General features: G+C 73.8%; 11 protein-coding genes. 2 read left to right on the top strand and 9 right to left on the bottom strand.

From position 1 onward, the window contains the following. Window positions 1–89 precede the first annotated feature (89 nt). Window positions 90–1,577, top strand: coding sequence for an NAD(P)/FAD-dependent oxidoreductase (locus tag MWU57_RS04310; protein WP_246907450.1), 1,488 nt, complete (start codon window positions 90–92; stop codon window positions 1,575–1,577). 43 nt (window positions 1,578–1,620) lie between these two features. Here the strand turns inward: MWU57_RS04310 and MWU57_RS04305 are convergent, their stop codons facing one another. Genes MWU57_RS04305 through MWU57_RS04285 form a run of 5 tightly spaced genes read right to left on the bottom strand, consistent with a single transcriptional unit; the run spans window position 1,621 to window position 5,578 of the window. Beyond that, window positions 1,621–2,850, bottom strand: coding sequence for a cytochrome P450 (locus MWU57_RS04305; RefSeq protein WP_246907448.1), 1,230 nt, complete (start codon window positions 2,848–2,850; stop codon window positions 1,621–1,623). Next, the gene (locus MWU57_RS04300) at window positions 2,847–3,383 is read right to left on the bottom strand and encodes an ATP/GTP-binding protein (protein WP_374108521.1); all 537 of its coding nucleotides are present in this window, start codon (window positions 3,381–3,383) and stop codon (window positions 2,847–2,849) included. Before MWU57_RS04300 ends, MWU57_RS04305 begins: the two co-directional genes overlap by 4 nt. Window positions 3,384–3,435: 52 nt before the next feature. Further along, entirely contained in the window at window positions 3,436–3,789 is a 354-nt protein-coding gene (locus MWU57_RS04295) for a DUF742 domain-containing protein (RefSeq protein WP_106268779.1), read from the bottom strand. A gap of 11 nt (window positions 3,790–3,800) precedes the next feature. Next, on the bottom strand, window positions 3,801–4,220 hold the full coding sequence (locus tag MWU57_RS04290; RefSeq protein WP_207767729.1) for a roadblock/LC7 domain-containing protein: 420 nt from the start codon (window positions 4,218–4,220) through the stop codon (window positions 3,801–3,803). Next, window positions 4,217–5,578 (bottom strand): ATP-binding protein, encoded by a 1,362-nt coding sequence (locus tag MWU57_RS04285; RefSeq protein ID WP_246907442.1) that lies wholly within the window; start codon window positions 5,576–5,578, stop codon window positions 4,217–4,219. The genes MWU57_RS04290 and MWU57_RS04285 overlap by 4 nt, the downstream gene beginning before the upstream one ends. Before the next feature lie 223 nt (window positions 5,579–5,801). On the opposite strand from MWU57_RS04285, the gene MWU57_RS04280 reads away from it, so the two are divergent. Further along, complete coding sequence (locus MWU57_RS04280; protein WP_246907439.1) at window positions 5,802–7,976, top strand: prolyl oligopeptidase family protein; 2,175 nt, start codon at window positions 5,802–5,804, stop codon at window positions 7,974–7,976. Between the two features lie 48 nt (window positions 7,977–8,024). Here the strand turns inward: MWU57_RS04280 and MWU57_RS04275 are convergent, their stop codons facing one another. The 4 genes from MWU57_RS04275 to MWU57_RS04260 all read right to left on the bottom strand — a co-directional run bounded on the left by MWU57_RS04275 (window position 8,025) and on the right by MWU57_RS04260 (window position 14,123). Further along, window positions 8,025–9,062, bottom strand: a complete 1,038-nt coding sequence (locus MWU57_RS04275) for a hypothetical protein (protein ID WP_246907437.1) — start codon at window positions 9,060–9,062, stop codon at window positions 8,025–8,027. Beyond that, complete coding sequence (gene mnmA, locus MWU57_RS04270) at window positions 9,059–10,213, bottom strand: tRNA 2-thiouridine(34) synthase MnmA (RefSeq protein ID WP_246907436.1); 1,155 nt, start codon at window positions 10,211–10,213, stop codon at window positions 9,059–9,061. The genes MWU57_RS04275 and mnmA overlap by 4 nt, the downstream gene beginning before the upstream one ends. Next, window positions 10,210–11,457, bottom strand: coding sequence for a cysteine desulfurase family protein (locus MWU57_RS04265; protein WP_246907434.1), 1,248 nt, complete (start codon window positions 11,455–11,457; stop codon window positions 10,210–10,212). The genes mnmA and MWU57_RS04265 overlap by 4 nt, the downstream gene beginning before the upstream one ends. 389 nt (window positions 11,458–11,846) lie before the next feature. Then, window positions 11,847–14,123 carry a PhoX family phosphatase gene (locus MWU57_RS04260; RefSeq protein ID WP_246907432.1) on the bottom strand — a complete coding sequence of 759 codons (2,277 nt, stop codon included), beginning with the start codon at window positions 14,121–14,123 and terminating at the stop codon, window positions 11,847–11,849. Window positions 14,124–14,145 lie beyond the last annotated feature (22 nt).

The raw sequence follows: 14,145 nt of genomic DNA, 5'->3' as shown, positions 1-14,145 counted from the left end.
TTGGTCCCGGTCTCGGGCCTATCGCCCGGTCTGTCCGGACCGCTACGATCCTTGCGATCACCATCGCCCGACCGAAAGCAAGGACGCCCATGAAGATCGCCGTCGTCGGCGCTGGATTCGCCGGTCTGGCCAGCGCCAAGGTCCTGACCGAGTTCGGCCACCAGGTCGTCGTGTTCGACAAGACCCCCGACGTGGGGGGCGTCTGGAGCGCGACCCGTCGCTACACCGGTCTCTACACGCAGAACAACAAGGGCTCGTACTCCTTCTCCGACCTGCCCATGCCGAAGCACTACCCGGAGTGGCCCAGCGGCGAGCAGGTCCAGGCCTACCTCGAGCAGTACGTCGAGAAGCACGGCCTCTCCGACGCGTTGCGCCTGTCCACGGAGGTGGTGCGCGCCGAGCTCACCGACACCGAGGACGGCTGGCTGGTCACCTCACGGCACGTCGGCGAGGCCGTCGGCGACCCGGAGCCGTTCGACCACCTGATCGTCGCGAACGGCATCTTCTCCGACCCCGTCATCCCGGCCTTCGACGGGCTCGCGGAGCTCATGCGCGCGGGCGGGAAGGTCGTGGCCGCGAGCCAGCTCCCCTCCGTGGAGGAGGCGCGCGGCAAGCACGTCGTCGTCGTCGGGTACGGCAAGTCGGCGTGCGACGTCGCCGCGGAGGTCGGGCCCGTCGCTGCCGGCACCCACCTCGTGGCCCGCGAGCTGCTGTGGAAGGTCCCCAAGAAGCTCGGCCACGCCGTCAACATGAAGTACCTGCTGCTCACGCGGATGGGCGAGGCCCTCTTCCGCTACCAGTCGCTCTCCGGCGTGGAGAAGTTCCTCCACGGGCCGGGCAACTCCGTGCGCAAGTCGTTGCTCGCCTCCGTCGCCGCTGTCACCACGAAACAGCTCCGGCTCAAGGAGCTCGGGCTGGTGCCGCGCGGCGAGTTCGAGGACATCGCGCGGTCGACCGTCTCGCTGGCCTCCGACGCCCTCTACGACCAGGTCGCCGACGGCGCCGTCGTGGTCCACCGCGACACCGAGATCGAGCGGTTCACCACGGACGACGACGGCGCCCCGGTCGCGGTCCTCAGCGACGGCAGCACGGTCCGCGCCGACCTCGTGGTGTGCGGCACCGGGTTCCACCAGCGGGTCCCGTTCCTCGACCAGGACGTCACCGACCGGCTGCTGGACGCTCGCGGCAACTTCCAGCTCTACCGCCAGATGCTGCCGCACGACGTGCCCCACCTGACGTTCGCCGGCTACAACTCGTCGCTCTTCAGCCCGCTCTCCGCGGAGATCGGCGCCGTGTGGACCGCGGGCTACCTCGCCGGCGCGCTGGAGCTGCCGCCCCTCGAGGTACGGCGGGAGCACGTGCGGGACCGGGTGGACTGGATGGAGAAGCGGACCGAGGGCAAGCACGCGCGGGGCACCAACGTGATCCCGTTCTCGATGCACCAGGTCGACGAGCTGCTCGGCGACCTGGACCTCAACCTCTCGGCCCCGGCACGGGCGACGCAGTGGCTGGTGCCCATCGACCCGAAGGCCTACCGCGGCGTCGCAGCGAAGCTGCGCGCCCGCGTCGGCGCCTGACGGCAGGCGCCACCACCCGGCGCGAGCTGCCGGTCCCGCCGCCTCAGCGGAAGCGGACCGGGAGCTCGCGCGGGTAGCGGCTCCACGCCGACCGCGCGAGCTCGATGTCGCCGGGCTCGACCGACAGCTCGATGTCGGCGACCCTGCCCACGAAGTGGCCCACCACGAGCCGGGTGATCAGCGGAGCGGTGCGGTGGGCCGGGCAGGCGTGCGCACCCAGGCCCCACGTCAGGTGGAAGCGGGAGTCGACCTGCTCCCACGGGTCCGCCGACTGCACCGCGGCGTCGGCGTTGGCCGCCGCCACGGCGGGGACGACGGCGTCCCCCGCCCCGATCGGCTGCCCACCGAGCTCGCTGTCGGTCAGCGCGTAGCGCGGCAGCAGGTGCGGGATCGGTGGCGTGCCCCGGGCGATCTCGTCGAGCGCGTCGTCGAGGGAGAGCCTTCCGCCGTGCACCTTCGCGCCGAACCCGGGGTCGGCGAGCATCCGCTGCATCGCAGTGGCGATCCAGGCGACCTCGGCGTCGTGGGCCGTCCGGAAGAGCAGCCCGACCGCGCCCATCACCTCGAGGTCGTTGGCGTGCTGGTCGTGGGCCAGCAGCTGCGAGGTCAGGTCGTCGCCCGGCTCGGCCCGCCGGCCGGCCACGAACGTCGCGAGCAGGTTCTCCATCGCGGCGACGGCCGGATACGCGGCGTCGGTCCCCGAGCGCTGCTCCACGGTGAGCTCGTGCATGCGGCGCGCGTCGGCCAGCGTCATCCCGAGCAGGTCGGCCAGGACCCGGACCGGGACGTCGACCGCGTAGTCGGCCACCAGGTCGGCCTCGCCGCGGGCGGCGAGGCGTTCGAGCGCCGAGGTGCACGCGACGCTGACCGTCCGCGTGAGCCGCTTCTCGTCGACGCCCGCCAGGACGTCCGCGACGGGAGCACGCAGCCGGCGGTGCTCGGCGCCGTCGCGGTCGTGCACGCTGTCCCGCTGGGCCAGCACCGCCCGCGACGGTGACCTCCAGGCCACCAGCCGCTCGGCCTCGTAGCGCCAGGCGCGGGAGTCACGGGAGAACAGCACCTCGTTGCGCAGCACCGTGCGGACCTCGTCGTAGCCCAGGGCCAGCCATGCCGGCACCCCGGGCTCCAGGTCCACCGGGGCCACGGCGCCCCACCGGGAGCGCAGCGCCGCGTAGCCGGCCCGGGGATCACGGGCCCCGGCCAGGTCGGCGAGCAGCGGACGGTCGGCGACCTCCTCGAGCCGCACGACGCGACCGGCGGCGGTGAGGCTCATGCGGCGACGCCCTCGGCCCGCCGGAGCTCCAGCGCGTGGGCGACCAGCGTCGTCAGCGCCTCGACCGCCCGGGGGCGACCGCGCACGTCACCGGAGACGACAGGAGTGCCCTCCGGCAGGTCCAGCGCGGCCCGGACCTCGTCGAGCGCGTGACGCGGGGAGTCGGGGAACTCGTTGACGACCACCGCGACCGGCAGCCGGGTGTGCTCCTCCAGCTGGTCGAGGACCTCGAAGCTCTGGGCCAGGTCCCGCGTGTCGACCATCACCAGGGCGCCGACCGCGCCGTCCGCGAGTCCCGACCAGAGGTCCCAGAACCTGCGCTGACCGGGCGTGCCGAACAGGTAGAGGGCGGTGTCGGAACCGACGGTGACGCGGCCGAAGTCCATCGCGACCGTCGTCGTCCGCTTCTCGTCACGCCGCGGGTCGACCCCCACGCTCGCCGTCGTGATCGACTCCTCCGTGCTGAGCATGGGGATCTCGCTCACCGCCCGGATGAGCGTCGTCTTGCCGACGCCGAACGCGCCGACCACCAGCACCTTGACCGACCGGTCGACGGTCGGCGCCAGGTGCTGTGCCTTGCGGGGCTCAGAGGCCGCGGAGCCCATCGAGCACCTCCTCGAGCAGGTCCGTGTCGGGCAGGTCGTGCACCGGGGTGGACAGGACGGCGAGGTAGCCGCCGTCGACGAGGTCCGAGACCAGCACGGCCACGAGGCTCACCGGCAGGTGCAGGTAGGCGGCGAGCTCGGCGAGCGCGAGCGTGCCGCGGCAGGTCTGCAGGAGCGCACGTTCGTGCCGGCCGGCCGTCCCGGGCAGCTCGCGACCGTCGTCGACGGCACGCAGCAGCGTCTCCGGCCGCAGCGTGTTCCTGGTCGGGTGCGCCCGTCCGCCGGTCAGGACGTAGGAACGTACCGGGTGGTCGCGGTATCCGTCCGAGTGCATGCCGCCATCCCTCAGCTGGCCGGGTCCGTGCCGAGCGCGTGCTCGCCGATCATGAGGACCTGCGCCTGCATCTGCTGCGCGACGAGCCCGGGGTCGACGGTCGCGTCCGTCACGACCGCGAGCCGCGAGCCGTCGCCGGCGCCGCGCACGAACAGGAACCCGCCCTCGAACTCCACGACGACCTGCCGGAGCCGGTCGCCCGCCCCGAACTCCCGGCCCATGCTCATGCCGAGCGCGACGAGCCCCGCGCACGCCGCCGCCACCTTGTCGGCGGTGTCCGGGTCCGTGTCGTCGGTCCGGACCTTGACGAGGCCGTCCGAGCTCAGCACGACGGCATGCTGCACGCCACGCACCTGAGCCACGAGGTCGAGCATCCAGCTGTCCGGGTGCTCGGTCCCGGGTGGCGTCGTTCCGGTGGTCTGGGTGGTCATCTGTCCTCCGAGGTCCCGTCCGTCGCGACGGACGGCTCATGGGTGTCAGGGTCGTCCTGCGAGGGTGCGTCCGCCGTCGCGGCGAAGAATGCGCCGATCCAGGCTCCCGCCTCCTCCGCGGTCTGGTCAGGTGTCGGGCGCTCCGGGCGATTCGTCTGGGGCAGACCACGTCCCACCGTGAGCGGGCCGTCCGCCGCCCCGCGCCGCGACCGTCGCTGGGGCAGCACAGGTGGTCCGGCCGGCGGCCGGTCCGCGGCGACCGGCGGCACCGCTCCGGTCGCAGCCGGTTCCCGGGCCGGGGTCGCCGCCCAGGCGTCGTCGACGCTCGGTGCCAGCACCGTCGGAGCCGTGGCCGCCACCTCGGTGAGGTCGCCGGGGACCATCACGACCGCGCGCATCCCGCCGTACACGGACTCGGTGAGGTCCACCCGCAGGTCGAGGAAGCGCGCGTAGGTGCCGACGACGGCGAGGCCCGTCTGCGGCACCTCGCCCAGCTCGGCGATGCCCACCGACCGCTCGCCGGCGGCGATCGCCCGGACCCGTCCCAGCTCGCGCGGGTCCATGCCCACGCCGCAGTCGTCGATCTCGATGACGGCGCCACGCTGGACCTGCCGGATCACGACGAGCACCTGCGTGTTCGGCGGGGAGCACTGGGTGGCGTTGGCGAGCAGCTCGGCGACGACGTGCACGAGCGGCTCGGCAGCACGCCCGACGACCGCCAGGCCCGGGTCGCCGGAGACCTCGACCCGCTGGAACGCGGTGATCCGCCCGGCGGCAGCCTTGACCACGTCGGGCAGCGGCAGGGCGTCCTCCCACGTCTGCCCCGGGCGGCGACCGCACAGCGCCACCAGGCTCTGCGCCTGCCGGGCGTGCTGCGCCGCCGCATGGTCGATGCGCATCGACGTCTGCAGCACGTCCGGGTCCGCCGCGTGCCGCTGGACCATCCGGGCCGCCTCCTCCTGGATGCGGTGCGCCGACGCCTGCACCTTGCGGCTGAGGGCGACGACGGCCGTCTCGACGGCCGCCCGCTGGTCCGCGCGAGCCTCCTGCTCGGCGGTGAGCGCCGCCGTCGTCTCCCGCAAGGCCTGCGTGGTCTCGTGCAGACCGGCGGCGAGGCCGTCGCGCTCGACGGACAGGGCGCGGAAGGCGGCGGCGTCGCGTCGGGAGGCGCGGGACAGCAGGACCGCCGCGGTGACGGGCAGGACGACGGCAGCGACGCCGAGCACCCCGACGCCCCACGGCGGGGCGGAGGCACCCACCAGGGGGAGCGCCGCCACGCACAGGACCATGCCGGCGACGCAGAGCCACGGCAGGACGCGCCCCGTCGCAGGGGGCCGTGCCGGGGTCGTGGTGCTCACCGCACCTCCGTCGGTGTGAGGCCGGGTCCGACGGCACCGTGCACAGGTCGCGCGAACGCGACCTTCTCCGCGAACCCGTAGGAAGGTCTGAAGCGGGCACAATGCCCTGACCAGGAGTTTCTACCACAGGGATCACCCGGGTGAAAGAGGACGACGGCGTCCTGGCCGGCCCCTCGACACCTTCGCGGCACCTGCGTGGGAGCCTCGGGTTAAGGTCCTGGCCATGAGTGCCGACCCCCTGCTGCGCACGGACGCCTCGCCCTCCGGCGAGCGTTCCGTCCCCGACCCGCACCGCTGGCTCGAGGAGGTCTCGGGCGACGAGGCGCTCGCGTGGGTACGGGCACGCAACGACGAGGCGCACGCCGCGCTCGGCGGCGGCGACCTCGACGCGACCGAGGCCGCCCTGCGGGAGGTCCTCGACTCGGACGACCGCATCCCCGACGTCTCGCGCATCGGGGACCACCTGTACAACTTCTGGCGCGACACCGAGCACGAGCGCGGCCTGTGGCGGCGGACCAGCCTCGACTCCTACCGCACCGACGACCCGCGCTGGGAGACGGTGCTGGACCTCGACGAGCTCGCCGCGGCGGAGGACGAGTCGTGGGTGTGGCACGGGGCCTCGGTGCTGCGCCCCGCACCCGAGCAGCTCGCCGCGGGCGAGCCCTGGCGCCGTGCGCTGGTGGACCTGTCCCCCGGCGGCTCGGACGCCGACGTCACGCGCGAGTTCGACCTCGTCGAGAAGCGGTTCGTCCCGGCGTCCGAGGGCGGCTTCCACCGTCCGTTGGCCAAGGGCGGGCTGTCCTGGGCCGACGAGGACACCGTCTACGTGTTCACCGACTTCGGCCCGGGCACGACCACTCCGTCCGGCTACCCGCGGATCGTCAAGCTGTGGCGCCGCGGCACCCCGCTCGAGGACGCGCGCACCGTCTACGAGGGCACCGACGAGGACATGTACATCATGGGACGGCGGTCCCGTACGCCCGGTTTCGAGCGGGACGTCGTCCGCCGGTCGATCGCCTTCTACCGCTCCGAGACCTACCTGGTGAACGCCGTCGGCACGCCGGAGCAGGAGCTGGTGCGCATCGACGCGCCCGAGTCGGCCGAGGTCGGGCTGCACCGCGAGTGGCTCCTGGTCGAGCTGCGCGAGGACTGGACCGTGGCGGGTCGCACCTACGCCGGGGGCTCGTTGCTCGCGGCAGCCGCGGACGACTTCCTCGCCGGGTCGCGCGACCTGACCGTCCTCTTCGCCCCGACACCCTCCACCTCCCTCGTCGGGGCCACCTGGACGCGGCACCACCTGGTGCTCAACGTCCTCGACGACGTGAAGAACGAACTGCACGTCCTCACGCCGCCCGACCTCGAGGCAGGGGCGGACACGGCCGACGGGTGGGTGCGGTCCGAGCTCCCCGTCGACGGCGAGCTCCTGACCGTCGGCGTGCGCGCCGTCTCGCCCGTGGACAGCGACGACGTGTGGCTGACCAGCAGCGGCTACCTCTCCCCGTCCACCCTCGCGCTCGCCACCGTCGTCGGCCCCGGGGCCGACCCGGCCGCACCGGAGCCGCTGAAGTCCGCGCCCGCCTTCTTCGACGCGTCCGGGATGGTCGCCGAGCAGCACTTCGCGACGTCCGACGACGGCACCCGCGTGCCCTACTTCGTGGTGGGTGCCGCGGAGCTCGTCCGGCCGAGCGACCCGGCGGCGCCCGGGACCGCCCCGACGCTGCTGTACGGCTACGGCGGTTTCGAGATCCCGCTCCTGCCCGGCTACTCCGGGACCGCCGGCCGGGCCTGGCTCGCACGGGGCGGGGTCCACGTCGTGGCGAACATCCGCGGCGGCGGGGAGTACGGCCCGCGCTGGCACCAGGCCGCCCTGCGGGAGAACCGGCACCGGGCCTACGAGGACCTCGCCGCCGTCGCCCGGGACCTGGTGGCCCGCGGCATCACCACGCACGAGCACCTCGGTGTGCAGGGCGGGTCCAACGGCGGGCTGCTCGCCGGCAACATGCTCACGCAGTACCCCGACCTGTTCGGCGCCGTCGTGATCCAGGTGCCGCTGCTCGACATGCAGCGGTACTCCCACCTGCTCGCCGGCGCCTCGTGGGTGGCCGAGTACGGCGACCCCGACGTCCCCGAGGACTGGGAGTTCCTGCAGACCTTCTCGCCGTACCACCTGTTCGACGCGGACCGCGAGTACCCGCCGGTGCTGCTCACCACCTCGACCAAGGACGACCGCGTCCACCCGGGGCACGCGCGCAAGATGGCGGCGAAGATGCTGGCCGCCGGCCAGGACGCCACCTACTACGAGAACATCGAGGGCGGTCACGGCGGCGCGGCCAACAACGCCCAGGCCGCGCACATGTCGGCGCTCGCCTGGACGTTCCTGCGTGCGCGGCTCGCCTGACGGGACCGACGGCCGAGGGCCGGGCCGACGACCGCCGGCCCGACGGGCTCACACCGCGGCGCGCTCCGCCAGGGACTCCGCGACCCGGCCCAGGTTGGCCAGTCCCGCCCGGTGGTCGTCGACGCCGGCCGGCGTCGAACGCGGGGCCGTGAGCAGCGTGAGCGACTCCAGCCCGGCGGCAGGCAGCCCGACCCGACGCCACGGCTCGGCGACGAGCCGGACCAGCTCGCCGAGCTGCGGGCCCGCGCACTGGGACACGGCGGCCGGCGGCAGACCGGCCCACAGCGCCACCTCGCGCTCCGTCGCGCGGGCGACGAGCTCCCACGCGCGTTCGTTCCAGCCGTCAGGACCCACCTGCGCCAGGTCCAGGCCGATCGCGTCCGCGCCGGCCAGCACCGCCGGCGGGATGCCCACCCAGGTGCCGCCGAGGTGCACCACGACCGTGGCGCCGGCGTCGTGCACGGCCTCGATCACGGGACGCAGGCCCTCGACGACGCCGGGACCGTCCACGCCGCGGATCCTCGAGTAGCCGGAGAAGGTGGGCAGCACGCCCGCGTGCACCTGTCCCAGCAGCGGCTCGGAGAGCTGCACGACGACCTCCGCGCCGGGCACCTGGTCACGGACGTCGGCCACGTGCTCCGCCAGGCCGGTCGCCAGCCCGAGCGCGAGATCCGCGCGTGCGCCGGTGTCGGCCAGGACCCGGTCACCGCGCGCCGACCACAGCTCCGCGGCCAGCGTCCAGGGCCCCGTCACCTCGACCGTCAGCGGGCCCGCGTAGCCGTGGGCCGCGACGGCGAGCGCACCCAGGTCCTCGCGGAGCAGGGCACGGGCACGTCGCTCGTCCACCCCCGGACGGTCGGCGAGCTTCCAGCCGTGCGGTCCCAGCTCGACCGGCGTCTCGGCCAGGAGGATCGCGGTACGTCCCGTGGACCCGGCACCCGGCCCGCGCTCCGTGAGCTGAGCGAGGAACGGCACGGCGCCGACGCCGGTCGGCAGCTCCGCCAGATCGTCGACGACCGTCTGCTGGGTCACCAGCACGTCGCGCTCGCCACCCGGCCACGGACCGTGGCCGCTGACGGCGGTCATGCGGGCACCGTCCCGCCCGGCGCACCGGTCGTGACCGGCGCGTCGCGCCAGGCCCGCGACACCGTCGCCTGACCCAGCACCCGGGTCCCGCGGTAGGCCACGACGGACTGCCCCGCCGCGATGCCGCGGAGCTCCTCGCCGAGCCGGAGCTCGAGACCGTCCGCGCCGCCGTCGGCCCCCGGGACCGCCCGTACCTGCGCCGGGACGGCCCGGCCGTGCGCCCGCACCTGGACCTCGCAGTCCGTCCAGTCCGTCGCCGCCGGGGCGAACCAGACCGCCCGGTCCCCCGCGATCCGGTCCACGCTCAGGAGCTCCGCCGGACCGACGACGACGGTGTTCGAGCCGGTGTCGACGTCGACGACGTAGCGGGCTCGTCCGTCCGGGGCCGGTCGCCCCAGCCCGAGACCCTTGCGCTGCCCGACCGTGTACGCGTAGGCGCCCTGGTGCTCGCCCACCACGTTGCCGTCGGTGTCGCGCACCTCCCCCGGCTGCGCGCCGAGGCGCGAGCGCAGGAAGCCGCGGGTGTCGCCATCGGCGACGAAGCAGATGTCGTAGGAGTCGGGCTTGGCGCTCACGGAGAGGCCACGGCGCTCCGCCTCGGCACGTACCTCGTCCTTCGAGGCGAAACCACCGAGCGGGAACATCGCCCGGTCCAGGCGCTCCGGGCCCATCACGGCCAGCACGTAGGACTGGTCCTTGGCGTCGTTCGGCGACCGGTGCAGCTCACGCGTCACGGTCCCGTCGGGGGCCTCCTGGGCCTCCACGCGGGCGTAGTGGCCGGTCGCGACGGCGTCGAAGCCCAGCGCGGTGGCCTTGTCCAGCAACGCCTCGAACTTGATGTGCTCGTTGCAGCGCACGCACGGGTTCGGGGTGCGGCCCGCCGAGTACTCCGACAGGAAGTCGGCGACCACCGTCTCCTCGAACGTCTCGGACAGGTCCCACACGTAGTAAGGGATGCCGAGCACGTCCGCGGCGCGGCGTGCGTCGCCCGCGTCCTCGATGGAGCAGCAGCCGCGCGAACCGGTGCGGAACTGGTCACGGTTGCGGCTCAGGGCCATGTGCACCCCGACGACGTCGTGCCCCGCCTCGACGGCGAGCGCCGCGGCGACGGCGGAGTCCACCCCGCCGGACATGGCTGCGAGCACCCTCATGCGACACCTCCGGAGAGCGGGCGGGCAGCGACCAGACCGGCGGCCCTCGCACGGTCGGCCACCTGGGGCAGCGCCGTCAGGAGCCGGGTGACGTCGTCGTGCGTCGACGTGGCCCCGAGGGAGAAGCGCAGCGCGCCGCGGGCGTCCGTCTCGCTGACGCCCATGGCCAGCAGCACATGACTCGGCTGCGGTACCCCCGCCTGGCAGGCCGACCCCGTGGAGGCCTGGACGCCGGCGGAGTCCAGCAGGTACAGCAGGGAGTCCCCCTCGGCGCCCGGGAACGTGAAGTGCGCGTTGGCGGGCAGCCGGGCCGGAGCGCCCGACGGTGTTGTGGCGTGCGGGTCGGGCCCCCGCAGGACGGCGTCGGGCACCACGCGGCGGACCCCCGCCACGAGCTCGTCGCGCAGCGCGCCCAGGGTGGCGGCGCGCTCCTCGCGCGCGGCGGCCGCCTCGCCGAGGGCGACGGCGAAAGCACGGATCGCCGCCGCGTCGAGCGTCCCGGAACGGACGCCGCGTTCCTGCCCGCCACCGTGGGACACGGCCTCGAGGGGCAGGTCGCGCCGGGCGAGCAGCGCCCCGACGCCGACCGGTCCGCCGAGCTTGTGGCCGGTCACGGTCAGCGCGTCGACACCCGAGGCGGCGAAGTCGACCTCGACCTGACCCACCGCCTGGACGGCGTCCGTGTGCACCGGCACGCCGTACCGGTGCGCGATCCGGACCACCTCACGGACGGGCTGGACCGTCCCGACCTCGTTGTTCGCCCACATCACGGAGACCAGCGCGACCTCGTCCGCGTGCGCGGCCAGCTCGGCGCGCAGGGCCTCCAGGTCGACCAGGCCCTCGCCGTCCACCGGCAGGAGGGTGATCTCGGCACCGGCGTGGCCGGCCAGCCAGAAGGCCGGGTCGAGCACCGCGTGGTGCTCCACGGCGGAGACCAGCACGCGGGTGCGCCGAGCGTCCTGGCTGCGCCGACCCCAGAAGATGCCCTTGATCGCGAGGTTGTCGGACTCGGTGCCGCCGCCGGTGAAGATCACCTCGCTGGGCCGGGCGCCGAGCGCCGCGGCGACCGACTCCCGCGACTCCTCGACCGTGCGGCGGGCGGCACGGCCAGCCGAGTGCAGGGACGAGGCGTTGCCGGTCCGCCCCGCCTCGGCGACGAAGGCCTCGAGCGCCGCCGCGGACATAGGTGTCGTGGCGGCGTGGTCGAGATAGGCAGCCGGGGCCTCGGAGGATGTCACGGTCATCAAGTCTACGAACCACGGCGCGGTGGTTTCTCATCCCGCCGAGGTAGTGCGGGGTTGCGCGAGGTAGTAGGGCTTGTGCCGAGGTAGTAGCTCGCGTCGCGAGGTAGTGCGCAGGCCAGAGCGGTTCAGGTTCCGCCGGGTGTCGGGTCCCGTGCACGGTCGCGTTCACGGGCGCAGGGCGCCCTCCACTTCGGGACTGACGACCGTGCACGGGACCCGACACCCGGCTTGAGCGTTCCCGCCCGGCGCTACCCCACGCCGTCGGGCACTACCTCGGCGGACGACCCACTACCTCGGGGCGAGCGGCACTACCTCGGCGTGTGGGGCACTACCTCGGCGGTGGTACGACCCCCGGGCCCGGGGGTCGTACCGCGTGGGGGTCCCGACGGTCAGCCTCGTCCGCCGCGGAACTGCTCGCCGGCGCGGGGGTTGTAGGACGCCCGGTTGTCGGAGCCCTTGCCCCGGCCGCCACGACCGCCCGGGAAGGGACCCGGCCCGTCGTGCCGGTCGCGCCCGTTCCCGCGACCCTTGCCCTTGCCGTGGCCCTTGCCCGGGTGCTCGTCCGCGACGTCGCTCCGGTAGACCTGGATCGTCGACGGCCGGGGGCCGCGCCAGGCGCCGGCCGGCACGTCCTCGCCCTCCTCCAGGTAGTCCGGGAAGTACGACGTCTGCGCCCCCCAGGTGCCGTCGTCGCCCGGGTGCTGGACGTTGACGTACGCCATGGAGTCCCGGACGTCCACGAGCGGGCCGCACGTCTCGGCGCGGCGCGGCACGGAGAGGAACTGCTCCACGCGCCCCCGACGACGCCCGTCCAGGGTGACCTTGAACAGCCCGTCGGCCTTCTGGATCGACGACGGCTGGCCGTCGGTGGAGATCCACAGGTTCCCGTCGGTGTCGAACGCGAGGTTGTCCGGGCAGGAGATCGGCGAGACCTTGTCGGCCGGGTAGCCCGAGAAGTAGGACGAGTCGTCGACCTCCGGGTCGCCGGCGACGAGGAGCAGGTTCCAGGTGAACGTGGTGGCCGTCTGGTCGCCGCCGTCCTCGATGATCTCCACCACGTGCCCGTGGCGGTTGGAGCTGCGCGGGTTCGCCTCGTCGGCCGGCGCGTTGGACCCGACACCGCGGTTGGAGTTGTTGGTGCAGGCGACGTAGACCCGACCGGTGAACGGGTTGGGCTCGACGTCCTCCGGCCGGTCCATCTTCGTCGCGCCGAGCGCGTCGGCCGCGACGCGCGTGAAGACCAGCACCTCGGCGAGCGACATGCCGTCCACCTGCGACTCGCCGTCGAGCACCAGCGGGAGCCACTCACCGGTGCCGTCGAACGCGCCGTCGGAGGGCACCGCGCCGGTACCGTCGATCTCGGAGGCCGGCGAGTCGCCCGTGAAGCGGGCCACGTAGAGGTCGCCCTCGCTGAGCAGCGTCTTGTTGTGCTCGCGCGCCCAGCGGCTGTTGTCCTTGCGCATGCGCTCGGCGGAGACGAACTTGTAGACGTAGTCGAACCGCTCGTCGTCGCCCATGTAGACGACCGCGCGGTCGTCGTCGGACATGATGACGTTCGCGCCCTCGTGCTTGAACCGGCCGAGCGCCGTGTGCTTGACGGGCGCGGCGTCCGGGTCGTACGGGTCGAGCTCGACGACCCAGCCGAAGCGACGGTTCTCGTTCTCGTAGCCGGCGTTGTTGCCGTCGAACCGCGGCTCGTCGAGCTCCCAGCCGTAACCGGTCGGGGCGTTGCGCAGGCCGTAGCGGGCGTCGCGCGGGTCGGCGCCGTCCACCCGCAGGTAGCCGTGGAAGTTCTCCTCGCCCGAGACGACGGTGCCCCACGGGGTGGTCCCGCCGGCGCAGTTGTTCAGCGTGCCGAGGACGCGCGTCCCGGTCGGGTCCGCGACCGTCCTCAGCAGGTCGTCACCGGCCGCGGGACCGTCGATCTCGAACTCGGTACCGATGTGGATCCGGCGGTTCAGCCGTGCGATGCGGTCGTACTCCCAGGGCGTGCCCTCCCGGTCGCGCCGCAGCTCGACCACCGACATGCCGTGGGCGGCGCGCTCGATCGCACGGCGCGTGGCGGCGTCGTACGACGCGTCGAACATGATGTCGGGGTTCGTGTACTCGTGGTTGGACACGAGCACGCCGCGCCGACCACGACGGGTCTCGACCATGGACCGGATGCGCTTCGGGTCCTCGGGCAGGATGTCGAGGTAGTCGCAGTTGTAGCCGAACTGCCGCGCCTGCTGCTCCGGGCTCTGGCGGGCCGGGTCGAACGCGCGGCCGCCGGGCAGGATCGGGTCGCCCCAGCGGATGATCGGCGACCACTCGTAGCCGTCCGGCACGACGAACTGGTCGTTCTCCATCGGCTGCGGGGCGATGGCACCGAAGGCGAGACCCTTGCCGCGTCCTCGACCGCCGGCCGCGGCCGGCTCGGCACCGAGGACCTCGGCACCCACGACGACGGCGGCCGCGGCGGCCGCGACACCGCCCAGCATGACGCGACGGCTCAGGGCCTGGGACGCGACGTCGCGGAAGTACTCGTTGGCGCTGCGGTTCGGCGCGGGGTGCGCGCAGGCGTCGGCGCACTTGTAGCGGCACGTCGCGGCGGCGCGCTTGCCGCGCGCGTAGTGCGGGGCCACCGTGACGGGCAGCTGGGGGCGGGACTCGGGGGCGATCGTCATCGGGCACTCCAGGATCGGGACC

This window comes from Isoptericola sp. S6320L, from assembly GCF_023015685.1.
Taxonomy (GTDB): Bacteria; Actinomycetota; Actinomycetes; order Actinomycetales; family Cellulomonadaceae; genus Isoptericola; species Isoptericola halotolerans_A.
This window is presented reverse-complemented; position numbering and strand designations above follow the sequence as displayed.

What these genes read in the sequence shown, in the direction of transcription:
- MWU57_RS04310 (WP_246907450.1), top strand. Translation starts at nt 90, where the DNA reads ATGAAGATCGCCGTCGTCGGCGCTGGATTCGCCGGTCTGGCCAGCGCC.
- MWU57_RS04305 (WP_246907448.1), bottom strand. Translation starts at nt 2,850, where the DNA reads ATGAGCCTCACCGCCGCCGGTCGCGTCGTGCGGCTCGAGGAGGTCGCC.
- MWU57_RS04295 (WP_106268779.1), bottom strand. Translation starts at nt 3,789, where the DNA reads ATGCACTCGGACGGATACCGCGACCACCCGGTACGTTCCTACGTCCTG.
- MWU57_RS04290 (WP_207767729.1), bottom strand. Translation starts at nt 4,220, where the DNA reads ATGACCACCCAGACCACCGGAACGACGCCACCCGGGACCGAGCACCCG.
- MWU57_RS04280 (WP_246907439.1), top strand. Translation starts at nt 5,802, where the DNA reads ATGAGTGCCGACCCCCTGCTGCGCACGGACGCCTCGCCCTCCGGCGAG.
- MWU57_RS04275 (WP_246907437.1), bottom strand. Translation starts at nt 9,062, where the DNA reads ATGACCGCCGTCAGCGGCCACGGTCCGTGGCCGGGTGGCGAGCGCGAC.
- mnmA (WP_246907436.1), bottom strand. Translation starts at nt 10,213, where the DNA reads ATGAGGGTGCTCGCAGCCATGTCCGGCGGGGTGGACTCCGCCGTCGCC.
- MWU57_RS04265 (WP_246907434.1), bottom strand. Translation starts at nt 11,457, where the DNA reads ATGACCGTGACATCCTCCGAGGCCCCGGCTGCCTATCTCGACCACGCC.
- MWU57_RS04260 (WP_246907432.1), bottom strand. Translation starts at nt 14,123, where the DNA reads ATGACGATCGCCCCCGAGTCCCGCCCCCAGCTGCCCGTCACGGTGGCC.